The following is a 23427-nucleotide window of genomic DNA, read 5'->3' as shown; positions in this document are numbered from 1 at the left end:
GAACGGTAAGTACATGGCATGCAATCGGATACAAAGCAGATACATTTCAACGTTTCAGGAAGCCGCAATGACCCACAAGCAACGCTTGATTTATTCGATTCTGATCGCCGTGTCGGTGCTGGCGATCATGCTCGGCCTGTCCTGGCTGCAAAACGCCGGAATGATTTCGGAGAAGACGTTCCAGTTCGTCGCCATCGGTGTGGCAGTGATCGTGGTGGTGATCAATGGCGTAATGCGCCGCAAGGTCAAGCCTTGACGGCGTTTGCCGCACGCATCAATCGTTGTTGAGGACGGCCGCAGCCTGTGGGTGCAGGCTGTAGCTCTTGTCTTCATTGAAGGTGATCACACCTTCGGCGCACAGCCGTTTGAGCACTTCGCGCACACTGAGGAAAGACAGCGGAATATCCAGATCCAGCAATTGGCTGTGGACACCGCGCACGCCCAGACGTCGCTCGCTTTGTGCGGCAACCAGCAGGGCGTCGATGACTTTCAGACGAATCAGGCTGGTGCGCAGGCCGAAACTTTTCAGCAGCAGCCGGATGCGTTCATTGCCGTGACGCTCGACGCGTTGCCCGAAATCGCTCGCGTGGGGGCTCATGGAAACTCCTTTGGGTGCCTGGCTACCGTCCGTTGGTAGTTGCGAGTTGTACATGCGATTACTCCTTTTCAGAGCCTGATCGGGATGGTTTTTTTGCGCTCTCTAAGACAAGACGTATCAGCACGACAAATCATGAAAGAAAAAATGTAGAAAATTTGTCGGGGATTTGTCTTTTCCTTGTGATCGTGGTTTGAAGTTGCGTTGGGCTTGGCGGCCTTTGGGCCGACCATGCTCTTGGGGTTTTGGGTGTATATCCGGTGCTTCGGGGGGTGCGGCTGGCGGTTTCGCCCTTACGGCGAGGCACTTTTTCCAGACGCCGAAAAAGTACCCAAAAAGGCTTGCCGCAGCGTTCGGCCCGCTCGCTGGGGCTCGGGGTTCCTTCGCTCCGGGATCGATCCGGGCGCAGCGCCTACGGTTTGCTTCGCTGCACCTCCTCTCGCTGTGTTTGGCTGCGCCAAACGGTCGCTGCGCTCCCACGCCCGGATCAATCCCTCCACTCAGCCTGCCGACGCGGCCTGTGAATCAAGATCAAAAGCTGCAGCCGAGCTAACGCTCATCCTGTTGAGTGGTGAAGAGCTGGGTGTGTTTGGCTTTTGATCTGGTTTGTTGCTGGGCTTGAATTCAGCTTGGTATTTGACGTCGACGCATCTCTGCAAAACGCCTCGGTCAGTTCCCTCTCCCTCCGGGAGAGGGCTAGGGTGAGGGGCTTTTGATCTGTTTCAGTATTGAATTCGACTCTGTTTTTCACGTCGGCGTATCGCCCACAATCACCACTGTCAGTTCCTTCTCCCACCGGGAAATGGCTAGGGTGAGAGGCTTTTGATCTGTTTCAGTATTGAATTCGACTCTGTTTTTCACGTCGGCGTATCGCCCACAATCACCACTGTCAGTTCCTTCTCCCACCGGGAAATGGCTAGGGTGAGAGGCTTTTGATCTGTTTCAGAATTGAATTCGACTCGGTTTTTCACGTCGACGTATCGCCCACAATCACCACTGTCAGTTCCTTCTCCCTCTGGGAGAGGGCTAGGGTGAGGGGCTTTTGATCTGTTTCAGAATTGAATTCGACTCGGTTTTTCACGTCGACGTATCGCCCACAATCACCACTGTCAGTTCCTTCTCCCACCGGGAAATGGCTAGGGTGAGAGGCTTTTGATCTGTTTCAGAATTGAATTCGACTCGGTTTTTCACGTCGACGTATCGCCCACAATCACCACTGTCAGTTCCTTCTCCCACCGGGAAATGGCTAGGGTGAGAGGCTTTTGATCTGTTTCAGAATTGAATTCGACTCGGTTTTTCACGTCGACGTATCGCCCACAATCACCACTGTCAGTTCCTTCTCCCTCTGGGAGAGGGCTAGGGTGAGGGGCTTTTGATCTGTTTCAGAATTGAATTCGACTCGGTTTTTCACGTCGGCGTATCGCTCACAATCACCTCGGTCAGTTCCTTCTCCCTTCGGGGGAAGGCTAGGGTGAGGGTCTTTTGATCTGTTTCAGAATTGAATTCGACTCGGTTTTTCACGTCGGCGTACCTCTCACAATCACCTCGGTCAGTTCCTTCTCCCTCCGGGGGAAGGCTAGGGTGAGGGTCTTTTGATCTGTTTCAGAATTGAATTCGACTCGGTTTTTCACGTCGGCGTACCTCTCACAATCACCTCGGTCAGTTCCTTCTCCCTCCGGGGGAAGGCTAGGGTGAGGGTCTTTTGATCTGTTTCAGAATTGAATTCGACTCGGTTTTTCACGTCGACGTATCGCTCACAATCACCTCGGTCAGTTCCTTCTCCCTCCGGGAGAGGGCTAGGGTGAGGGGGCTTTAGATTCTGCGTTTTTGGGGGATTGCGTGGCGGTCCTAAATTTTTTGCTCTGGCTTCGTTTCTTCGACAGGCTCATTGCGCGTGGACGCGTGGGTGTTCCCAGGGCGGATCGGCGTTAGCGCCAGATCCGCTGTTTGGCAGGTCGATCAGGAGCGAGTGTGATTATTTCCAGACAGTTAACCGGACTGACCTTGGCGGGCGTGTTTCTTGGCCTGAGTTGTTCGGCTCATGCGTTCAGCCCGGCCACTGATGTCAGTGCCGATATTCGTCGCACCGCTTTTGGCGTGCCGCATATTCGCGCGCAAGACGAGCGCGGGCTTGGTTTCGGTATCGGTTATGCCTATGCGCAGGACAATCTGTGCCTGCTGGCCAACGAGATCGTCACGGTCAATGGCCAGCGTTCACGTTTCTTCGGTCCGGATCAGTTCACCGTCGAACAGCGCGAGAACCGTGTCAGCGATGTGTTTTTTACCTGGCTCAACACCCCCGAAGCGGTCAAGGCATTCTGGCAGGCGCAACCTGCGCAGGTGCGTGATCTGGTCGAAGGCTATACCGCCGGTTACAACCGTTATCTGGCCGAGCGTCGCCAGCAGGGCTTGCCGCAACAGTGTCAGGGTGAGTGGGTGCGTGAGATTGCACCGGAAGATCTGGTGAAGCTGACCCGCCGTCTGTTGGTCGAGGGTGGGGTCGGGCAGTTTGCCGAGGCTTTGGCCGGCGCCACTCCGCCGCAAGCGACAGCCGGGATCGAACACGACGTGCAGGCTTATCGGTTGGCCGATGCGCGTCAGCAGCGTTTTGCTCTTGATCGTGGCAGTAACGCTGTCGCGGTGGGCAGTGAGCGCTCGTTCAATGGGCGCGGGATGTTGCTGGCGAACCCGCATTTCCCTTGGGTGGGCGGCATGCGCTTTTATCAGATGCACCTGACCATTCCCGGCAAGCTCGACGTCATGGGCGCCGCGTTGCCAGGGTTGCCGATGATCAATATCGGCTTCAATCAGCATCTGGCTTGGACGCACACGGTCGATTCGTCGAAGCATTTCACCCTGTATCGCTTGCAACTCGATCCTAAAGACGCCACACGCTACCTGCTCGATGGCAAATCCCTGCCGATGAACAAGCAGACTGTGACCGTGCAGGTGAAGCAGGCTGACGGGCAGGTGGTGGCGGTTTCGAAGGATGTCTACAGCTCGCAGTTCGGGCCGATTGTGCAATGGCCGGGCAAGCTCGACTGGGACAATCAGTTCGCCTACAGCCTGCGTGATGCCAACCTCGACAATGATCGAGTGCTGAATCAGTGGTATGCGATGAATCAGGCGTCCACGCTTCAGGAGCTGCAGGATTCTGTGCACAAGATTCAGGGCATTCCTTGGGTCAATACCCTGGCCGTCGATGACAAGGGCCAGACGCTGTACATGAACCTGTCAGTGGTGCCGAACGTCAACGCCGAGAAACTGGCCAAGTGCAGTGATCCGCGTATTGGTACAAAAATGATCGTGCTGGACGGTTCCAACAGTGCCTGCGCGTGGGACATTGATCCACAAGCCGCGCAGAAAGGCATTTATGCCTCCAGCCAATTACCGCAACTGCTGCGCAAGGACTTCGTCCAGCACTCCAACGATTCGGCGTGGCTGGCTAATCCGGCGCAACCGCTCACCGGTTTCTCGCCGCTGATCAGTCAGGACGGCCAGCCGCTGGGCTTGCGTTCACGGTTTGCGCTGGATCGTTTGAGCAAGCTGGGCAATAAAGGTCCACTGGCGGTGAAGGATCTGCAGCAAATGGTGATGGACGATCAGGTCTATCTGGCGACTCAGGTTGTCCCGGATCTGTTGAAGTTCTGTGCTTCTGACCTCGGCGCCGACGCGCAGGCGCTCAAGCCGGTTTGCGTCAGTCTCAAGGCCTGGGATGGCCGCGCCAATCTGGAATCAGGCCTGGGCCTGGTGCATTTCCAGAACATCATGCAGGCGCTGCAGGCTTTGCCGGATGTCTGGCGCGTGGCGTTCGATCCCAAAGATGCGCAACACACGCCGCGTGGATTGGCGGTCGAGCAGCCAGCGGTGGCCAGGGCGCTGCGTGAAGCCATGTTGGCGTCGGTCGAGTTGAGCACGAAAATGGGCCTGAAGCCGCAAACCCGCTGGGGTGATATCCAGGTGGTCAGCAGTGGCGGGCAACAGACGCCGATTCACGGCGGCCCGGGCACTCTGGGGATCTACAACGCCATTCAGAGCGTGCCGCGTGAAGACGGCAAACTTGAAGTGGTCAGTGGCACCAGCTACCTGCAAGTCGTGACCTTCGATGAGAAGGGCCCGCACGCCCAAGGGCTGCTGGCGTTTTCGCTGTCGAGCGACCCGGCATCGAAGTATTCGCGGGACCAGACCGAGGCGTTCTCGAAGAAACAGTGGAGTGTGCTGCCGTTTACCGAGCAGCAGATTCAGGCTGACCCGCAGTACCAGGTGCAGACTGTTCGCGAAACGCTGGACGAGGCGGGGAAAGTCGCCGCTCAATAATTCGAGCGTTAAATGCATCGAGCCCGAAGGCCGCCTCCTGCAAAGGACGCGGCCTTCAGCTTTTTGGCGGTTGTTGCGGTATCGAGTTGATCACCGGGTTACCTTCCTTGTTACGGCTCAGGTAGACCGGCAGTACCTTGGGCAGGCTGTTGGCCAGGTTGTTCAGCTCTTTGATGTTGTAGATGCCACCCACGCGGATCGAACCCGTGCTGTTGTCAGCCAGCTGCAATGGATTGCTCAGATAACGATTGATCAGTGGCAGGGCTTCACTCAACGCCAGGTTATCCAGCACCAGTTTGCCGTTGCGCCAGGCCAGTGACGTGTCACCGGAGTAGGTCTGGCTGATCTGCGGGATGTAGTCGCCGTGTTTGTAGCGCGCCTGCATCGACGGGCCGAGGCGCAAGCCATCGCCGGGCAATGAGCGATCACTGGTGACCAGCACCGAACCTTCGATCAGGTTCACCCGTACTTGATCCTGATACATCCAGACATTGAAACGCGTGCCGGTGACGCGAATCTTGCCTTCGCCTGCGCGGACGACAAACGGGTGGGACAGGTCGTGGCTGACGGTAAAGAATGCCTCGCCTTTTTTCAGGGTGACCCGGCGTTCGTCCTTGTAGTTGCTGAAGGTCAGATCGGTATTGAGGTTCAGTTCGAGTTGGCTGCCATCGCTCAACGTCACCTGCCGGACATTGTCGGTGGCGGCGAAATGCTCATAGCTGTTGGGCAGCCAGCCCAGGTTCCAGCCGGTGTACGCCGCCAACGGTAGCGCGAGCGCACAAACACCTGCGGCTACAGCGAATTGACGCCACGTACGCGAAGGCTGCCGCACTGGCAGGTGGGTCGGGATGACGGTGGCCGAATCCGGGCGCGGCAAGTGTTCGGCCACGTCCCAGATTTCCAGCATGGCTTCATATTCGAAGGCGTGCAGCGGATGGGCGTCGTGCCATTGCTTGAATGCGCGACGCTCTTCATCGGTGCAGTCGGCGGCGTGCACACGCATGCACCAATGCGCGGCGGCATCGGTGATCGCATCGTATTCGGCTTCCGAGAGAGTGTCTTGGGTCATTGACTCGTCCTGATTTCGCACATTCTAACCTTGTCGGGAAGTTACCGAGAACATTCGTCATGGCATTTACCCATCAAAGTGGAACTTATTTTTCGCCCCGGCACCCCAAAAAAACAGGATGCAAATGCCTACTATCCACAAATGGAGTGAAAAAATGATCAAAAAGACAATCGCAGCACTAATTGCCACTGCCGGCTTGCTGAGCGCGGGTGCAGCTATGGCCGACCGGCCGGGCGCTGGCTGGATCACCATCGAAAAAGCCATCGAGATCGTCAAGACCAAGGCTGGTTATGTCGAGGTCTACGAGATCGAAGCCGACAACGATGGCTATTGGAAAGGCGAAGGGCGCAAGGCTGACGGTGTTGTCTACGAGTTCCGCATCGACGGCGCTTCGGGCAACGTGTTGCGGGATCAGAAGGATTAACCGAGGCGGCTGCGCCTTGTGATGAAACGCCGGCTTCATGCCGGCGTTTCTCTGGTCCGGTGGTTATGGCAAAGCTGGCAAGGCACCTGCCTGGCTGACGATTGGCGCCGGCAGAGGTATCGGCGCCGGAAGGGGATCGAGCCGCCTGCCCATTTCACTGATGAGCAGTGCAATGGAGTCGGCGTTGGCCAATTTCACCTCTATGCGTACGTCGGCAGACACTGGATTGCGGAAGGCTTTGCGTGCATCTGCAAGGTTTTTGCTTTTGGTCAGTTTGAGAATTTTTCTGTAGTCATTGGCCCGCTCCGGCACGTGGTCCATGTCTATCCACACGCCATTTTTGCTCTTGTCTGCAAACAGGCGTGTCGGCGCCGCAGAGCGGGACAAGGATTTACGCTCACGCTCCAGACGCGCTTTGAGCGTTTTACCGTCAACGGTTGTTATGTCGATAAGGTCTGGGTAGGGACTCATCGCCTCCACGAAGTCCAAATCTTCAGCGTCGCAAACCAAATGAGACAGTTCGTGGATCAGCGTGACAGCGCGAGCATGGGAGTCGACATTGAACCTGGGGGGCAAGAAGGCAGTGTAGGGATCCAGGCGCGGATTAAAGAACAGCTCGGTCAGGTGGACGATCTTTCGCCGGTCCTGTTTGAACACAAAGGCCACCGTATCGGTGTCGTAATGCACGTTCAAACCGGCGAAAAATCGCTCTGTATAGAGCAAGTCATCCGCTGGATCCGTCAGCTCCCGGCAGATGGGGATGATCACCTTTTCAAATCTTCCGAGCAGTGCTGGCGTGACTTGTGATACCTCGAAAAAATCCTTGAGTACAGTTTCCAGGCGACTGCCACCCAGGTGGTCGCGATGTATGACGAAGTTATGCAGACAATTCAGCGCATATTCTCTTGCCCGAGCCACAGCTTGCCGGATCACGAAAGCCCTGGCCGGATAGCGGCGATTGATTTGGGCCATCCCTTGCGCCTGGATATACATCAGTATTGAACGGCTGCGTTCAACGTCGGCTTGCAGACGGTTGCGCTTCGATCGACAGCGATGAACGATCTGACCGGGGCGTGCCAGTACCAGCCTTGAGTTTTTCTGTTCGAGGGCTGGTCCCTGTCCGCCGTCTTTATTGCGCAAGTACCAGACTTTTTCATCCTCGATCACGGGATAGACCTTGCCGGCGATCGCTGCATACCTTTGTGTGCTCGATGCACTGCCATAGACAAGTTTATTGCTTTGAAGCTTTAAATTTTCCAGCGCTGTGGTGGTTTCAAAAGGCTGTAAATCAACGCGAGACGGCGTAACGGGGTCGACCTTCGACCAGCGCGGAGCGGCTTTCGCTGTCGTGCTTGCGCCGGTTTCGGCAGCCGTCGTGCCGGGTGTTTGCGCCTCGGCGGCAAATTCGGCCGTTTGCGTTTCTGCCTCTGTTTCCCAGGAAAGGCGGCCCAGACTGAACAGGGAAATCGCCCCCGAGATAAAGCTTTTCAAGGCATTTGCCCAATGATGTTGCTGAAGCTCCTCGGCAGACTCCTTGAAATCCTCGTAGCTTTTCCAAAGAAAAAACAGGGAAGCGAGTTTCCCCGGCAGAAGGTGTGGGACCAGACGAACACCGTGACTGAATAGAAACTTTGCCGCCTCCCAGTCCGCTTGCGCGTTGATCTGTGGTTGGCAACCGAGTAACTGCGGCAAAAGGCTGAGCGTATCCCTGTGCAGATGTTCCAGCACATTGCCGCTGACGGGCGTGCTTTGCAGCTGGATTTCACTGGTTTTGCCAATTGTCGTTTTTAGCAGATTCTTGAACACGGCCTGCTCGCCGGAGGGCAGGCGCCGGATGATCAAGTCCTGAAAGTGTCCGGGTGCATTCAGTGCATCGATCAACTGCGCTGCATTTTCGAATTCACGAAAAACGTATTTGGAGTAGGGGGCATAAAGCACCTGTGGTCCTGTCTGCCCCGCGCCTGGCCCGATGACATAAAGCCCGAGGGTATCGACGAAGTCAGCCCCCGTGGTCGTGATCAATGACAGTGGGCTGACGACGGCGTGAGCACCCTCTACGGTGGCACGCGCTACTCCGTCCGGCATGTCCAGCACCTGACAAATGTAGTCATAGCCGGTTTCTGACAACTGTTGCTGCAACTTCATCGCGTGCGCATGCTGCATCAATTGCCAGGGCAACTGACGTAAAAACCGCTCTTTGCTGGTGCGCGCAGACTCACTGTCAGCTGACAGCGCCTCGCTCACTTTCTGCGTGTAGGTGGTGCTGATATCGAGGGATTGCAGCAGTTGGCGGACGGCGGACTGATTGAGTTTTGCCGGCAACCCTGCGGTGGTATTCGAGGCAACCTTGAACCCGGTGCCCTGCACAATGTTGTAGTGGTGCAGAGCAAATTCGAGCAGGTTGCAGGCAGGACCGGCCAGCGTCAGATTCGGGGTGATGCGGATGTCTTGTGGCTTGAGGCCGTTGTTCGGAAATCTGCTGTCGAGCAGCGTTTTCAAGGTCTGCTCGACGTGGCTGTCCAACGCGGGCACACCCTCGAGAAAATCCTTGCCTTCGATAAAGCAGCGGCGCAACTCGTCCAGCAGTGCGAGCTGGGTACGCTGTTCCGCGACCGGGGCCATGCGCAGCCAATCGGGGAAATCCAGATGACGGGCAACAGTCCTGGCAAGCTCAACGGCCCGGCGCAGATTGGTCTCGATGACCTTGTTTTTCAGTTTGTCGAGAAAACCGGCGAGTGAGTCCTCATCCTTTATGCAAACGCGTAACGCCTCGCAATGGTCCAGATAGTGGTCAATGGCCGATTGCATACGGTCGTTCAACACGTTGCCTTCAATCAATTGAAAGGTGCCCAGCGTGTATTGCTGATCCAGCCGATGTTGCGTCTTCGGCAGGTTTTCCAGCAGCGTCTGGCTCTGGTTGTTGTCGTTCAGGCGCTGTTGCAATTGTTTTTGCGCAATCGCTATGTTGTCGAACGATTCCAGGCCGATGGCGGGCGTCCACAAGATGGCGCGCCCGGAGTGCGCTACGTCCATGCCTCCGCGCTCGGTCAGCAACACACAGTGAGCGAGTGACAGCACGCCACTTCGGCCCTCGCAAGTGAGGTTGAGCGCCCACGCATCCGGCCGGAAACCGTTGAGTGACTGGCGGTCCATGCGTGTTGCGTGTTTTGCGTCGAATACGGTATCGACGATTTTTCGTTCCGCTGCAGGCCAGGAGTCGCTGAGATTTCTCATGTGCGCTTCACCGCGCACTCCATCCTCGAAAGCCTGCGCCAGTTTCCATCGAATGCCTTCGAGAAAGACCCGTTGTTCAGCGCTGCTCGCGGTCGGCTGGCCCTTGAAGTTGTCGGTGAGATTTTCCAGTGTTCGTTCTAACGTTGTCGCCAGTTGCGCAGCTTTGTCGGCCTGGACCATTGACGAGGGCGGTGCGCTGGAGAACAGCGGACGGGTGCTCCAGCGCTCATAGACGTCTAGCCTGACCAGGCGCTCGTGAATCATCGAACGGATATCCAGCGCCTTATCGAAAAATGCATGAATGTCAGTACGGCGTTCGCTTTGGCGAAACAGCTGCAAGGCGAATTCAACGCTCTGCCGTTGCTTGGTGATAATCGCCTCCATCAGTGTTGCCATGATATCGCCGGCTATGTTTTCGCCGGACACCTGAGCATTGGCGAAGCCCAGGTAGCGATTGCGCTCCTCCAGGTTCATGAGCCCGTACAGCTCGTCTTCATGTCCGGCGGCATTGAGTTTGGCGATCAGCGTTTGGCGCAGGTCGGCGTAGTCGGTGAGTACTTGCACGCCTTGGGTGGGGGTGTAGAGATAAGCCTTGTCATGGTTGATCATCAGCGATCCAGCCAATTCGACATAGGCGGTTCCTTCGCCCAGGCAAACCGTTTCGAAGGTCGGACGCCGCACGGCGCTGTCCGGCTTTCGTATCAAGCTGTGAAGAGCGTCGAATTCCTTCGCGTCGAGGATGCCGGTTTCGCGTTTGAGCAGTAAGTCTGCACGCACCTGATCCAGCAACGTCCGGCTGAAGAATGTGCGTCTGGAGGAGCCCTCGAAAGCGGCAGCATTCCAGTAAACCTCAAGCTGTCGAAACAACAGCATGGTCAGTTTTCCCGAGGCGGTCTTGATCGCATCCGCCCATGCGGTCTGGTCAGCCTCTGTGCTGGAACGGGCCGGGTTGGAGAATTCGGCTTTCTGCCCGTGCGGCCAGCCTTGGCGGCGAAAGTGCAGCAACAGTGCTTCACTCAGTGACAGCGAATCGACCCATTGCCGCACATCCCCTGAGAGGGGCGCGGTGTCGGCGAAAAAACTGACGCGGGTGTGTGATTGTTGCAGACCTGCGAAGTGGGGTTCGAGCAGTTCGTCGAGAATCTTTTCCAGCAGGGTGGTGAGCGAAGGCAGGCGCTTGAGCTCATCCAGCAGGTCGCGCGTCGACGATTCCTGGGACGTGTTGATCGCCGCTTGTTGATCATCAAACACGTCTCCTTCGATCGTTTCGAGGGTCAGGCTGATACCGCGCTTTTCCACCAGTTCCTTGCGCAGCGAAACGCTGAGGAACGCCAACAGATCATCCTCTTCGTCAGCGTTGTCGAGGCGCGCCTGCAACGCTTCGAGTAGCGCCTCTTGATCGCTGTATTTTTTCAGGCCGTCATAGGGGGTGTACAGAAACACACCGCCATCATCCGGCCCGGCGCCGAGAATAAAACTCCCGGCCAGCGGCACCGCCAATTGCCTGTCGGCGTTAAGCAGAATGCGCTCGGCCAACATCGGCGGGGTTTGTTCACTGCGCAACGTGTGAGTCGCGAGTTCCACATGCGCAAGCCAGCTGAAATCTTTGCTGTTGAGACCATGCGTGGTAGCCAGGTCAGCGTGCTGGCCGGGAGCTTTGAGAACATCCGGAAACAGGAGTGGAGCAAGGGGCGTAGACATCATCGAGACTCGGAGCGGAGGCGTTGGGGCCGGGGAGCGCAAGAATAGAGACGCGACTGGGCGCACTGGTGGTAAATAGTTACCGCACGCACCGAGTCGAAATGTGCCAGGACAGCGATGCCAGTCATGGCTGAGCAATCGAAAGGTTGACAGCCGGCAGCTGAGCCATGGTTAATCGGTGAGCTAGTCGTCCATACGCTGTTGTTCCCTCCAATAATCATTCTGGAGCTTCAGATGTCTGCGCCACACGATCATGTGTCCTCTGCTGTCTCGTCCTCGTTGTCTCTCGAAGCGCTGACGCAACTGCTTGAAACGATTTTTCTGCGCCACGGCACCTCCGCCGAAGTCGCGCAAGTGCTGGCCGCCAATTGCGCCGGCGCCGAGCGCGATGGTGCCCACAGTCACGGGGTTTTCCGCATTCCCGGTTATGTCTCGACCCTGGCCAGCGGCTGGGTCAACGGGCACGCCGTGCCGCAAGTCGAAGATGTTGCCTCGGGATTTGTCCGTGTCGATGCCGGTAACGGTTTCGCTCAGCCGGCATTGGCCGCCGCTCGGCCGCTGCTGGTGGAAAAGGCGCGGCACGCCGGGATCGCCGTGCTGGCGATTCGTAACTCTCATCACTTCGCCGCGCTGTGGCCGGATGTCGAGCCTTTCGCTGACGAAGGTCTGGTGGCGCTCAGCGTGGTCAACAGCATGACCTGCGTGGTGCCCCATGGCGCTGACCGGCCGCTGTTCGGCACCAACCCGATTGCCTTTGCCGCGCCACGGGCGGGCGCTGCGCCGATTGTCTTCGATCTGGCCACCAGCGCGATTGCCCATGGCGACGTGCAGATTGCTGCGCGCAAAGGCGAACGGCTGCCGGCCGGAATGGGCGTGGACAGCCTCGGCCAGCCAACCCAAGATCCTAAAGCGATTCTTGAGGGCGGGGCGCTGTTGCCGTTCGGTGGCCATAAAGGCTCGGCGCTGTCGATGATGGTCGAGCTGCTGGCGGCCGCATTGACGGGGGGCAATTTTTCCTTTGAGTTCGATTGGTCCAATCATCCCGGGGCGAAAACGCCGTGGACTGGGCAGTTGTTGATTGTTATTGATCCGAGCAAAGCCGCCGGGCAGAGTTTTGCCGAGCGCAGTGGCGAGCTGGTGCGGCAGATGCACGGCGTCGGGCTCAAGCGATTGCCGGGGGATCGTCGGCATTGGCAGCGTAGTAAGTCGCTGGCGGAGGGGATTGTGCTGGATGGGCAGACATTGGCGCAGTTGCGTGAGCTGGCGGGAGCATGATCAAAAGCCTGGATCAGGCAGGCATAAAAAAGGCGAACCCATTGGGTTCGCCTTTTTTGCGCGCTTGAATCAGCGACGGCCGAGCAACAAGCCGACTACCAGACCGAATCCGGCGGAGATCGCCACGGTCTGCCACGGATGACCACCGATATAACTTTCAGTGGCATCGACCGCCGGTTTGGTGCGATCCCGCACGCTCGATACCGAGTCCAGCGCCTGCTGCAGTTTCAGGGCGATCTGTCCATGCAGCGTTTCCGCTTCTTCGCCGACCAGTGAGGCGCTGCTCTTGAGCAGTTTGTCCGACTCTTCAATCAGAGCCTGAAGTTCGCTGAAGGCCTGATCCTTGATTTGATCTTCGGCGGCTTGCACGGCGGTTTTGCGGGCCATTGGGTGACTCCTTGCAGTTGAATGGACAGTGATCAATGGAGTGTGGGGCTGATCAAAAAGTTGCACTGAATTTAGGCCAGAAAGAAAAACCTGCGCGGGAGATTTCCGTCGAGCGTGTAAGATGTCGCCATTTTACGCAGCAGGATAATTCCCGATGAGTTTCAATCTGGCCGACAAATCACTCGCAGAGCGCGCCGCGCTGGAGGACGAGAAGTCCCGTCTGTTCGAACTCTGGCAAAACAATCTGGGCAAGGCCAAAGGCGAAGCCGCGCGTTTGTTCGGCGAGCGCGCCAAACGCAAAGGTAAATGGGCCGAGTGGGTCCGCGCCGAACTGGACGGCATGTCGCCGCCGGAGTTCGCCAACATGGTGCGCAGTGAAGTCAATCGACTGATGGCCGCCAACAAGTAATGCCTCAGGTGAAGGTCGCGGCAATCACCTCGCGAACCTTGACCACCACCGGATCGATCTGCGTGCTGGTGCGCCAGCCCAGTTCGATCGGATAGCGCGGCAATTTCAGCGGGCAGGGCAGCAGTGCCAGGCCGCTGAGCGCCGCGATGCTCTCGGCGGCATGCGTCGGAATCGTCGCCAGCGCCTGACTGCCCTTGAGCAGATACGGTAGCGCGGCGAAATGCGTGGTCGAGGCGCACACCCGCCGGCTCAGGCCCAACGCCGCCAAGCCCTCATCGGTAATCCCGATAAATCCGCCGGACGACACCAGAATGTGCTCGCGGGCGACGAACTCTTCAAGATCGATCTGCTGCTGGCCGGGCGCCAGACTCGCTGGATCGAGCAGACACGCATAACCGCCTTCGCCCAACACCTGACGACTGAGCAAACGCTCGGCAAAACCGCCGGCGGTGATCGCCAGATCGATACTGCGCTCCAGCAGGGCGCTGGCGACAATCTGGCTGTGGGTCTGACGAAAAATCAGCCGCAGCTTCGGTGCGCTGCGGGCAATTTCCTCGATCAGCCGGCGACCGTAGGCGATCTCGAAGTCATCCGACAGGCCCACGGTAACCGAGCGACCCTCGTATTGATTGGCTGTCGGGTCGACCATCGCCAGGCTTTGCCGGCACTTGTTCAGCGCTTCGCTGACCACCGGTTTCAATTGATTGGCTTTGAGCGTCGGTGCCAGTCCGCGCCCGGTGCGCACGAACAACTGATCGCCGTAAACCTCGCGCAACCGGCGCAACGCCGCACTGACCGCCGATTGCGTAACGCCCAGACGTAACGCCGCGCGGCTGGCGCTGGACTCTTCGTGCAGGGCTTCGAAGACTTTCAGCAGGTTGAGGTCGACGGTGGCGATATTCATTTGGCTCATATCATTCAGCAGTGAACGGGGCTTTATTCATGATCGCGTGGCGCTGCAGAATCGGCAACCACTGAACCTGACGGAGTTATTGCGATGGCCAAATCAATTGTTGCTGCGCTGCAAATCGGCGCCTTGCCCGAAGGCAAAGGCGCGACCCTGGAGCAGATTCTGAGTTGGGAAGGCGCGATCATCGAGTCCGGTGCGGCGTTGGTGGTGATGCCGGAAGCGTTGCTGGGCGGCTATCCAAAAGGCGAGGGCTTCGGCACGCAATTGGGTTATCGCTTGCCTGAGGGGCGTGATGCCTATGCCCGTTACTTCGCCAATGCGATCGATGTGCCGGGGGCCGAGACGCAAGCACTGGCCGCGCTGTCGGCGCGCACCGGGGCCAATCTGGTGATCGGCGTGATCGAGCGTGCTGGCAGCACCTTATATTGCACGGCGCTGTATTTTGACCCGCAGGCAGGCCTTGTCGGCAAACACCGAAAACTGATGCCCACCGGTACCGAACGGCTGATCTGGGGCAAGGGCGACGGTTCGACCCTGCCGGTGTTCGACACGCAGGTCGGCAAGCTTGGCGCGGTGGTGTGCTGGGAAAACATGATGCCGCTGCTGCGCACGGCGATGTACGCCAAAGGCATTGAAGTGTGGTGCGCGCCGACCGTCGATGAGCGCGAAATGTGGCAGGTCAGCATGCGTCATATCGCCCACGAAGGCCGCTGCTTTGTGGTCAGTGCGTGTCAGGTGCAGGCTTCGCCTCAGGCGTTGGGCGTTGAAATCGCCAATTGGCCAGCGGAGCGTCCGCTGATTGCCGGCGGCAGCGTGATTGTCGGGCCGATGGGCGATGTGCTGGCGGGGCCGTTGCGCGGCGAGGCGGGGTTGCTGACGGCTGAAATCGACACCGATGAACTGGTGCGCGCGCGGTATGACTACGATGTGGTCGGGCACTATGCGCGGCCGGATGTATTTGAGCTGTCAGTGGATGAACGCGCCAAGCCCGGGGTGCGCTTCAACACATAGGGTACTGTCTGACACCGAACCCTGTAGGAGTGAGCCTGCTCGCGATAGCGGTCTGCCAGACACCATAATCGTTAACTGACAGATTGCTATCGCGAGCAGGCTCACTCCTACAATGGATCGGTGGTGTGTCTGGAAATCAGTGGCGCTTCAGCCATTCTTCACGAGTGATTTCCCAAAGCTCCCGTGGAAAACGCCCACCGACGAAATCGCCTTCATCTGTCCGGATCAAGCGCATCCCCGCGCGTTCCGAGAGCTTGCGCGAGCCAATGTTCGGCGCCGCTTTCGGTACGCGCATCACCGGGCGCTGAAGAACGTTGAACCAGTAATCGGTCACCACCGCACAGGCCTCCGTCATCAAACCCTGACCTTGCCACGCCGGGCCCAGCCAGAAGCCACGGTGGTTGTCCGTTTGATCCATCAGGCTGATCTTGCCGATCAATCGCTCCGGTGCCGATTTCAGGCGAATCGTCCAGTGCCATTCCTTGCCCGCCGCAACCGCCGGCAAGGCAATGTCGCGCAGATAGGCGAGGGCACCGTCGTCCGGGTACGGCCATGGTACGGCCGCGTTCAGATAACGCACCACGTCCCAATGCGGAAATTCGCGCTGCACGGCTTCGGCATCGGCCAGTTGCAATGGGCGCAGGATCAGTCGCTCGGTGTACAGCGTCGGTGTGTCTTCCATAAACCTGCAGCCTCCATGAATGTCTTTAAGGAACGAAGCAGGCTAACGCATTTTTACCAGGTCGCGGCAGTGGCTTTGGGCAGGCTGAGCTTGCCGCTGTCGACGAACCGCATGGTGCCGAACAAGCCGCCGGCGAGTTTGCCGCGCAGCACGTAAGGCAGGTTGTCGAGGGTTTGCGTCTGGCTCAGGCCAAGGGTCTGGCGCAGGACCGAGAACGCCGAGATGCTGACGGGAACTGTAACGATGCTTTCGGAAAAACGCGGGATCGAGCCGCTTTGATCACTGACACCGGAGGCCAGCGAATGGCCGTTGACCTCCAGATCCAGCGCGATGCCGTTGTAGTCGATGGCCGTTTCATTGGGGTTCTGCACGCGAATCTTGATGGCGAAGCGCACTTCCAGATCCTGGCTCGGCAGCGGTTCGAGGCCGACCACGTTGATGTTCACCGGGTCGCGATTGGGGAATAGCGCACAAGCGCTGAGGGACAGCAGGAGCAGTGACAGCATGACGGCTTGGAAACGGCGCATAAACGGTCTCTCGACAAAAAAGGGCTGAACCGTCGCCGGCTCAGCCCTTTCTGTCAAAGGCCAGACCTTAGCGGTTCAACTGTGCGACAGCCGCCGCTGGGGCAGGTTCACCTTTGGCCGGCAGGTCCGGGTTTTCCATGACCTGAAGAATAGAGGCTTCCGGGTCGAAATCGTCTTCTTCCAGCTCGATGAATTCTTCTGGCAGGAAGATGTTCAGCACGATAGCGCACAACGCGCCGACGGTGATCGGCGATTCGAAGATGTTGCGCAGCGCTTGCGGCAATTCGCGCAACACTTCCGGTACAGCGGCGATGCCCAGGCCCATGCCCAGGGAAATCGCCACGATCAGCATGTTGCGCCGATGCAGGCCGGCTTCGGCGAGGATCTTGATCCCGGCCACCGCCACAGTGCCAAACATCACCAATTCGGCGCCGCCGAGTACTGGTTTCGGCATCAGTTGCAACACCGCGCCGATCATCGGGAACAGCCCCAGCAGCACCAGCAGACCGGCAATGAAGAAGGCCACGTAACGGCTGGCCACGCCGGTGAGCTGAATCACGCCGTTGTTCTGCGCGAAGGTCACCATTGGCATGCTGTTGAACACGGCGGCCATGGCTGAGTTGAGGCCGTCGGCGAGCAGGCCGGACTTGATCCGGCGGATGTACAGCGGGCCTTTGACCGGTTGCCGCGAGATCATCGAGTTGGCCGTCAGATCGCCCGCAGCCTCCAGTGGCGACACGAGGAAAATCACCGCCACCGGCACGAACGCCACCCAGTCGAAATTGAAACCGTACTTGAACGGCACCGGCACACTGACCAGCGGCACCTCGGGCATCGAGGCGAAATCCACCGTGCCCATCAGCCACGCCACTACATAGCCAAGGGTCAGGCCGATGACGATCGCGCCGAGGCGCAAGAACGGTACGTCGACGCGGTTCAGCACGACGATGGTGCCGATCACCAGCGCTGCCAGAAACACATGGCTGGCGGCGCCCAGATCAGGCGCGCCGAAGCCGCCGGCGATGTCGGTCATCGCCACTTTGATCAGCGACAGGCCCATCAGTGTGATGATCGTACCGGTGACCACCGGGGTGATCAGCATGCGCAGTTTGCCGATGAACTGGCTCAGCACCACTTCGATGAACGCTGCGAAAAAGCACACGCCGAAGATCGTCGAGAGAATTTCATCGGTGCCGCCACCGCGTGCCTTGACCATGAAACCGGCGCTGAGAATCACGCTGATAAAGGAAAAACTGGTGCCTTGCAGGCACAACAATCCCGAACCGACCGGGCCGAAGCGCTTGGCCTGGACGAACGTGCCGAGGCCAGAGACGAACAGCGCCATGCTGATCAGGTAGGGGATTTCACTCTGCAGACCGAGGGCGCCGCCCATGATTAACGTCGGGGTGATGATGCCGACGAAGCTGGCCAGCACGTGTTGCAGTGCGGCAAACACGGTGGCAGTCAGGTGCGGGCGGTCGTTGAGGCCGTAGATCAGGTCGTTGTTGCGCGGGGCTTTTTCAGAGGCGGTCATGGTGTTTTGCGCGCCGCAAGGCGGGGCCGGGTCAGAAAATGGAGGCGCAGGATGCCGGAAGAGGGCGGCGAGGGCAACGAGCAATAACTGCCTGAAAGGTCAGGTTTTATGGGGCGCTATCGGCAAACGCCCGTGTAGGAGCTGTCGAGTGAAACGAGGCTGCGATCTTTTGATGTTGCTTTGCAAGATCAAAAGATCGCAGCCTGCGGCAGCTCCTACACGAGATTGAATGCGGCCAGTAAATCCTCTTCAAAAGCTTTTTGCGCATCCCCCGGCACCTGCGCCCGATGCCGGGCCAGATGAAAGGCCACGTCAAAACTCAACTCGCCTTCACGCAGCGGTCGCAGCAAACCCTTCGTTTGCCAGCTCCGCGCATAGTGATCGGGCAGATAGCCGACATGTTTGCCCGACAGGATAAACGTCAGCGTGCCTTCGACCTGTTCCGATCGCGCCGAGCAGAGCTTGCCCTGAAACGGCTCATCGCTGCGCAAGAACCGATAGGGGTGATCGACCCGGTCGCTGGCCTGCAACGCGGCGTCGCTCGGCGCTTCATCGGTAAACAATGGATGGCCGGCGGCACAGTACAAATGCTGGGTTTCGCTGAACAACTGGTGATAGTCGAACGCACTTTGCACTTGCGAGAAATAGCCGATTGCCAGATCCAGCCGTTGTTGCAGCAGCAGTCGTTCCATTTCGCCGGGCATGGCACTGATCAGCTCGATGCGCACCGACTCATCGCGTTCGCGAAAACGCCGGATCGCCGCCGCTACTCGCTGCAATACCGATTGATCGACCGACTCGGAAATCCCCAGACGCACCTCACCGATCAAGCGGCCGGCGACGCCGTTGGATTGATGGCGGAAAGTTTCGATCGATTCAAACAACGTGCGCGCAGCGATCAGCAGTTGCTCGCCCTTGGGCGTGACACTGAAACCGCCCTTGCCGCGACTGCACAAACGGTAGCCGAGACGGGTTTCCAGTTTGGCCATTTGCTGGCTGATGCTCGATTGGCTCAGGCCCAGATCGCCCTGGGCGGCACTGAAACCACCGCACTCGACCACCCGCACAAACAGGCGCAACAGTTGCAAATCCACGTCGTGCAGTTGACCCAACATCACATTACTCCGGGATAAAGTCAGGATAATTATTCGGCAATTTTTCTAATGTATCCGACGGCGCATCCTGCAACCACTTCCTCCGGTCAGGTGTTCGTCATGGCTCCCGTGTTCAAGCTGTGTTTCCCCGCGCTGCTGTTGTCCGTGGCTCTTCAGGCGCAGGCCGAAGACAAGACGCTCAATCTCTACAGCTGGGCCGATTACGTGCCGCCGCAAACCCTGCAACGGTTTGAGCAGGAGACTGGCATTCATGTGCGTTACGACACCTTTGATACTTCCGAGGTGCTGGAGACCAAATTGCTCACCGGCGGCAGCGGTTATGACGTGGTGGTGCCGTCGTCCAGCGTTCTGGCACGGGGACTCGCGGCCGGGGCGCTGAAGGAAATTCCCCACGAGGGCCTCAAGGGCTACGCCAATCTTGATCCGGACTTGCTGGAGAAAATGGCGGCGGTCGACCCCGGCAATCGTTACGGCGTGCCGTACACCTGGGGCACGCTGGGTCTGGGCATGAACGTCGAGGCCGTGAAGCAGCGGCTGCCTGATGTGCCGCTGAACAGCCTCGACCTGCTGTTCAAACCGGAGAACGCCAGCAAGCTCAAGGATTGCGGCATCGCCATTCTCGATTCGCCGCAAGAGGTTATCGGTCTGGCCCTGCATTACTTGGGTAAAGATCCCTACAGCACCGACAAGAACGATCTGGCTGCCGCCGAGGCGTTGTTGCAGAAACTTCAGCCATCGGTGCTCTACGTCGCCAGCGGCCGGCAGATCAATGATCTGGCCAGTGGCAACGTGTGCCTCGCGCTGACCTATAACGGCGATGCGAGCATGGCCGCTGATCAGGCACGCAAGGCCAATAAACCGTACGAAGTGGCCTACCGCATTCCCAAGGAGGGCACGCTGGTGTGGCAGGACAATCTGGCCATTCCCAAAGACGCGCCACATCCCGAAGCCGCGCGAGCGTTCATCGAGTTCATGCTGCGCCCCGATTCCGTGGCCGAACTGACCAACACGCTGTTTTTTGCCACCGCCAACCAGGCCGCCACGCCATTGGTGGATGAGGCAGTGCGCAACGATCCCGACATCTACCCATCGAGCGATGTGCGCGCGCGGCTGTATGCCGATCGCAGCATGAGCCTCAAGGACATGCGCCAGCGCACGCGTCTGTGGACCACTTTCCGTAGCCATCAATAACAACAGGAGCACCACGATGGATGTGCCCATGCAAAACGATCAGGCGATCACCCGTGACAGCCTTTACGGCACTGCCGCCGAAAGCACCTACGCCGGCATCACCAGTTTCATGCGCCGGCGCTACAGCCGTGACCTGCGCGGCGTCGATGTCGCGGTCAGCGGCGTGCCGTTCGACACCGCCACCAGCAACCGCCCCGGCGCCCGTTTCGGACCTCGCGGGATTCGCGCCGCCTCCACCGGGATTGCCTGGGAACGCCACTGGCCTTGGACATTCGACCCGCTCGATCATCTGGCGGTGATTGATTACGGCGACTGCGACTTTGATTTCGGCTCGCCGCACAGCGTCCCGGAAAGCATCGAAGCCCATGCCGAGCAGATTCTCAGCGCGGGCAGCGCGATGTTGACGTTTGGCGGTGATCACTTCATCAGCTATCCGCTGCTCAAGGCCCACGCGCGCAAACACGGCACGCTGTCGCTGATTCACTTTGATGCGCACAGCGACACTTGGCCGGATGAGGAGGGTAAGCGAGTCGATCACGGTACGATGTTCTGGCATGCGGCGCGGGAAGGTTTGGTCGATCCGGCGCGTTCAGTGCAGATCGGTTTACGCACGACCAATGACGATCACATGGGTTTTCAGGTGCTGGACGCCCGGCAGGTGCATCGCCGTGGCTGCGAAGCGATTGTCGAAGCGATCCGCGCCCGGGTGGGCGATAACCCGGTGTACTTGACGTTCGATATCGACTGCCTGGATCCGGCCTTCGCTCCCGGCACCGGAACGCCTGTCTGCGGCGGCTTGAGCACCGTGCAAGCGCTGGAGATTCTTGGCGGTTTGCGCGGGATCAATCTGGTCGGCATGGACGTGGTGGAAGTTGCCCCGGCTTACGATCACGCCGAGGTCACCTCGCTGGCCGCCGCGACACTGGCCATGGAAATGCTTTGCCTTTATGCCGCCCGACACAAGGTCGATCTCTGACCAACACACCATACCCCTGTGGGAGCGAGCCTGCTCGCGAAGGCGTCAGACCAGGCAACATCGCTGTTGAATGGCAGACCGCCCTCGCGAGCCGGTTCAGGCCACCGGAATGATCGGCAGGTCCAGCGTTTGCGGACCGGTGAAGCGGGGTGTGGCACCGGCGATCGTCTCGTGCGGTACACCGGCCGGCACGCTGCTGCTGTCTTCCAGCCGAGCCATGTGCTGTTCGCTCAGTTGCACCTCGAGTGCGCCGAGGGTGGCGTCGAGTTGTTCGCGGGTGCGCGAGCCGAGGATCGGAATCAGCGCGGTAGTCGAGCGCCGGGCTTTTTCGCGAAGCCAGGCGATGGCGACGTGGGTCGGGCTGGCGCCGATTTCTGCAGCTACGGCCAGCAACGTATCGAGCAGGGCAGTTTCGCGGGCGCTTTTTTCCGCGTGCACCAGCATGCCGAGTTTGCTCGCACGGTTGTTGTCATCACCGCCGCGATACTTGCCCGTGAGGAAGCCACCGGCCAGTGGCGACCACAGCGTCGCCGCGAGTCCCAGCGCTTCAGCCATCGGCAGCAGTTCGCGCTCGGCAGTGCGCTCGGCGAGACTGTACTCAACCTGAATCGCTGCAATCGGTGCGAAGCCACGCAGTTCCGCCAGTACGTCGCCGCGGGCAACGCGCCATGCCGGGAAGTTCGACAGGCCGGCATAGTGAATCTTGCCAGCGCGCACCAGGTCATCAAAACCGCGCAGGATTTCTTCCATCGGCGTCACGCCATCAGTCACGTGGGCCCAGAACAGATCGATGTGATCGGTGTTCAGGCGTTTGAGGCTTTCCTCAACCGCGCGCACCATGTTTTTCCGGCTGTTGCCGGTGTGGGAAATGCCGTCGGCCGGGGTTGTGCCCATGCTGTATTTGGTGGCGATCACCAGGCGATCACGCTCCGGCGCAATGAATTCGCTGAGCATCGTTTCCGATTGCCCACCTTGATAGCCATTGGCGGTATCAATGAAATTGCCGCCAGCATCGAGGAAGCCATCAAAGATACGCTTGGCTTCGTCACGTTCGGCGCCATGACCCCAACCGGTGCCGAAATTGCCGGCGCCCAGCGCCAGTTCAGAAACACGCAGACCGGTCTTGCGGCCAAAAACCTTGTAATGCATGGCAATGCCCTCGATGGAAATTCGTCTGATGAAAAAAATTACGCTCGAAATATTGCGCTAATATGATATCGGTAATATTCACTGTCAAGACGCGTGCCGCTCAACGGTCAAACCAGCTCATCACCGTCGCCACGCTACTGCCATTTTCTGACACCAGCCTCTGCTAAGCTGCGAGCACTTTCCCTGCTGAGCCTGGCCATCGTGTCGCGTACCACTCGTCTTTTGACTTTGCTGCAAGTGCTGCGCGGCAAGAAACGCCCGGTGACGGCGGCAACACTGGCCGCCGAGCTGGAAGTATCGGAACGCACGCTCTACCGCGACATCGCTGAATTGACCGCCCTCGGCGCGCCGATCCATGGCGAGGCGGGGATCGGTTATGTGCTGCGCAGCGGTCTGTTTCTGCCACCGCTGATGCTCAATGCCGACGAGACCGAAGCCATCGTCCTCGGTTTGCGCTACGTCGATCAGCGCGGTGACGAAGTCCTCGGCAAAGCGGCGGCGGATGCGTTGGCGAAAATTGCCGCCGTGCTTGATCCGCAAGCCCAGGAGGCGTTGCGCAACCCCACCGTGATGCCGGGCCCGCCGGGCTATGGTTTTCCGCAAAACGCCGTGCCGTTGAACGTTTTCCGTCATGCCATCCGCGATCAGGCCAAATTGCTCATCGATTACGCCGACGCGCAACAGACGCACAGTCAGCGCCTGATCTGGCCCTTGGCGCTGGGCTTTCTCAATGAGGTGCGGATCATCGTCGCGTGGTGCGAATTGCGCGGCGCCTACCGTACATTTCGCACCGACCGGATCAGCGCTGCCAGCCGCCAGGGCGACGGTTATCCGGGACGGCGCAGCGACCTGTTGCGCACCTGGCGCGAGCAGATGCAACTGGATGAGAGCGGACGTTTCACTCCTGACAAAAACTGACGC

General features: G+C 58.9%; 19 protein-coding genes. 9 read left to right on the top strand and 10 right to left on the bottom strand.

The genetic code is table 11. The annotated features are described in order from the left end of the window. Nucleotides 1–67 precede the first annotated feature (67 nt). Nucleotides 68–256 (top strand): hypothetical protein, encoded by a 189-nt coding sequence (locus U6037_RS15365; RefSeq protein ID WP_038363103.1) that lies wholly within the window; start codon nucleotides 68–70, stop codon nucleotides 254–256. 18 nt (nucleotides 257–274) lie between these two features. Here U6037_RS15365 and U6037_RS15360 read toward each other — a convergent pair whose 3' ends face one another. Beyond that, the gene (locus U6037_RS15360; RefSeq protein ID WP_077572726.1) at nucleotides 275–652 is read right to left on the bottom strand and encodes a fe2+ zn2+ uptake regulation protein; all 378 of its coding nucleotides are present in this window, start codon (nucleotides 650–652) and stop codon (nucleotides 275–277) included. Between the two features lie 1914 nt (nucleotides 653–2566). Between U6037_RS15360 and U6037_RS15355 the strand changes: the two genes are divergently transcribed. Further along, the gene (locus U6037_RS15355) at nucleotides 2567–4912 is read left to right on the top strand and encodes an acylase (RefSeq protein ID WP_322843571.1); all 2346 of its coding nucleotides are present in this window, start codon (nucleotides 2567–2569) and stop codon (nucleotides 4910–4912) included. 55 nt (nucleotides 4913–4967) lie between these two features. Here U6037_RS15355 and U6037_RS15350 read toward each other — a convergent pair whose 3' ends face one another. Then, on the bottom strand, nucleotides 4968–5981 hold the full coding sequence (locus U6037_RS15350; protein ID WP_322843570.1) for a FecR family protein: 1014 nt from the start codon (nucleotides 5979–5981) through the stop codon (nucleotides 4968–4970). Between the two features lie 154 nt (nucleotides 5982–6135). On the opposite strand from U6037_RS15350, the gene U6037_RS15345 reads away from it, so the two are divergent. Then, a complete protein-coding gene (locus U6037_RS15345; protein WP_322843569.1) occupies nucleotides 6136–6405 on the top strand; it encodes a PepSY domain-containing protein in 270 nt (89 codons plus the stop codon). A gap of 63 nt (nucleotides 6406–6468) precedes the next feature. Here U6037_RS15345 and U6037_RS15340 read toward each other — a convergent pair whose 3' ends face one another. Further along, entirely contained in the window at nucleotides 6469–11340 is a 4872-nt protein-coding gene (locus U6037_RS15340) for a dermonecrotic toxin domain-containing protein (RefSeq protein WP_322843568.1), read from the bottom strand. A 234-nt stretch (nucleotides 11341–11574) separates the two neighbouring features. Between U6037_RS15340 and U6037_RS15335 the strand changes: the two genes are divergently transcribed. Continuing rightward, a complete protein-coding gene (locus tag U6037_RS15335; RefSeq protein ID WP_322843567.1) occupies nucleotides 11575–12615 on the top strand; it encodes an Ldh family oxidoreductase in 1041 nt (346 codons plus the stop codon). A gap of 69 nt (nucleotides 12616–12684) precedes the next feature. Here U6037_RS15335 and U6037_RS15330 read toward each other — a convergent pair whose 3' ends face one another. After that, nucleotides 12685–13002, bottom strand: coding sequence for a DUF883 family protein (locus tag U6037_RS15330; protein ID WP_322843566.1), 318 nt, complete (start codon nucleotides 13000–13002; stop codon nucleotides 12685–12687). A 154-nt stretch (nucleotides 13003–13156) separates the two neighbouring features. Between U6037_RS15330 and U6037_RS15325 the strand changes: the two genes are divergently transcribed. Further along, a complete protein-coding gene (locus tag U6037_RS15325) occupies nucleotides 13157–13411 on the top strand; it encodes a hypothetical protein (protein ID WP_038363082.1) in 255 nt (84 codons plus the stop codon). Nucleotides 13412–13415: 4 nt separating this feature from the next. Here U6037_RS15325 and U6037_RS15320 read toward each other — a convergent pair whose 3' ends face one another. Continuing rightward, the gene (locus tag U6037_RS15320; protein WP_322843565.1) at nucleotides 13416–14324 is read right to left on the bottom strand and encodes a LysR family transcriptional regulator; all 909 of its coding nucleotides are present in this window, start codon (nucleotides 14322–14324) and stop codon (nucleotides 13416–13418) included. Nucleotides 14325–14408: 84 nt separating this feature from the next. On the opposite strand from U6037_RS15320, the gene U6037_RS15315 reads away from it, so the two are divergent. After that, nucleotides 14409–15332 (top strand): carbon-nitrogen hydrolase family protein, encoded by a 924-nt coding sequence (locus tag U6037_RS15315; protein ID WP_322843564.1) that lies wholly within the window; start codon nucleotides 14409–14411, stop codon nucleotides 15330–15332. Nucleotides 15333–15468: 136 nt separating this feature from the next. Here the strand turns inward: U6037_RS15315 and U6037_RS15310 are convergent, their stop codons facing one another. The 4 genes from U6037_RS15310 to U6037_RS15295 form a co-directional block, all read right to left on the bottom strand. Further along, nucleotides 15469–16014 carry a GNAT family N-acetyltransferase gene (locus U6037_RS15310; RefSeq protein ID WP_322843563.1) on the bottom strand — a complete coding sequence of 182 codons (546 nt, stop codon included), beginning with the start codon at nucleotides 16012–16014 and terminating at the stop codon, nucleotides 15469–15471. Between the two features lie 53 nt (nucleotides 16015–16067). Next, nucleotides 16068–16541, bottom strand: coding sequence for an LEA type 2 family protein (locus tag U6037_RS15305; protein ID WP_322843562.1), 474 nt, complete (start codon nucleotides 16539–16541; stop codon nucleotides 16068–16070). A gap of 67 nt (nucleotides 16542–16608) precedes the next feature. After that, a complete protein-coding gene (locus U6037_RS15300) occupies nucleotides 16609–18075 on the bottom strand; it encodes a nucleobase:cation symporter-2 family protein (RefSeq protein ID WP_322843561.1) in 1467 nt (488 codons plus the stop codon). 215 nt (nucleotides 18076–18290) lie between these two features. Then, nucleotides 18291–19190 (bottom strand): LysR family transcriptional regulator, encoded by a 900-nt coding sequence (locus U6037_RS15295; RefSeq protein ID WP_322843560.1) that lies wholly within the window; start codon nucleotides 19188–19190, stop codon nucleotides 18291–18293. Between the two features lie 99 nt (nucleotides 19191–19289). On the opposite strand from U6037_RS15295, the gene U6037_RS15290 reads away from it, so the two are divergent. Further along, nucleotides 19290–20381, top strand: a complete 1092-nt coding sequence (locus U6037_RS15290) for a polyamine ABC transporter substrate-binding protein (RefSeq protein WP_322843559.1) — start codon at nucleotides 19290–19292, stop codon at nucleotides 20379–20381. Between the two features lie 16 nt (nucleotides 20382–20397). Beyond that, on the top strand, nucleotides 20398–21357 hold the full coding sequence (gene speB, locus U6037_RS15285) for an agmatinase (protein ID WP_322843558.1): 960 nt from the start codon (nucleotides 20398–20400) through the stop codon (nucleotides 21355–21357). 96 nt (nucleotides 21358–21453) lie between these two features. Here speB and U6037_RS15280 read toward each other — a convergent pair whose 3' ends face one another. Next, nucleotides 21454–22506, bottom strand: coding sequence for an aldo/keto reductase (locus tag U6037_RS15280; protein WP_322843557.1), 1053 nt, complete (start codon nucleotides 22504–22506; stop codon nucleotides 21454–21456). A 201-nt stretch (nucleotides 22507–22707) separates the two neighbouring features. On the opposite strand from U6037_RS15280, the gene U6037_RS15275 reads away from it, so the two are divergent. Further along, nucleotides 22708–23424, top strand: coding sequence for a YafY family protein (locus U6037_RS15275; protein ID WP_322843556.1), 717 nt, complete (start codon nucleotides 22708–22710; stop codon nucleotides 23422–23424). Nucleotides 23425–23427: the final 3 nt, after the last annotated feature.

It is taken from the genome of Pseudomonas sp. B33.4, from assembly GCF_034555375.1.
In the GTDB taxonomy this organism is placed as follows: domain Bacteria; phylum Pseudomonadota; class Gammaproteobacteria; order Pseudomonadales; family Pseudomonadaceae; genus Aquipseudomonas.
Note: the sequence above shows the minus strand (reverse complement) of the source record. Positions and strands in the feature narration are given on the sequence as shown.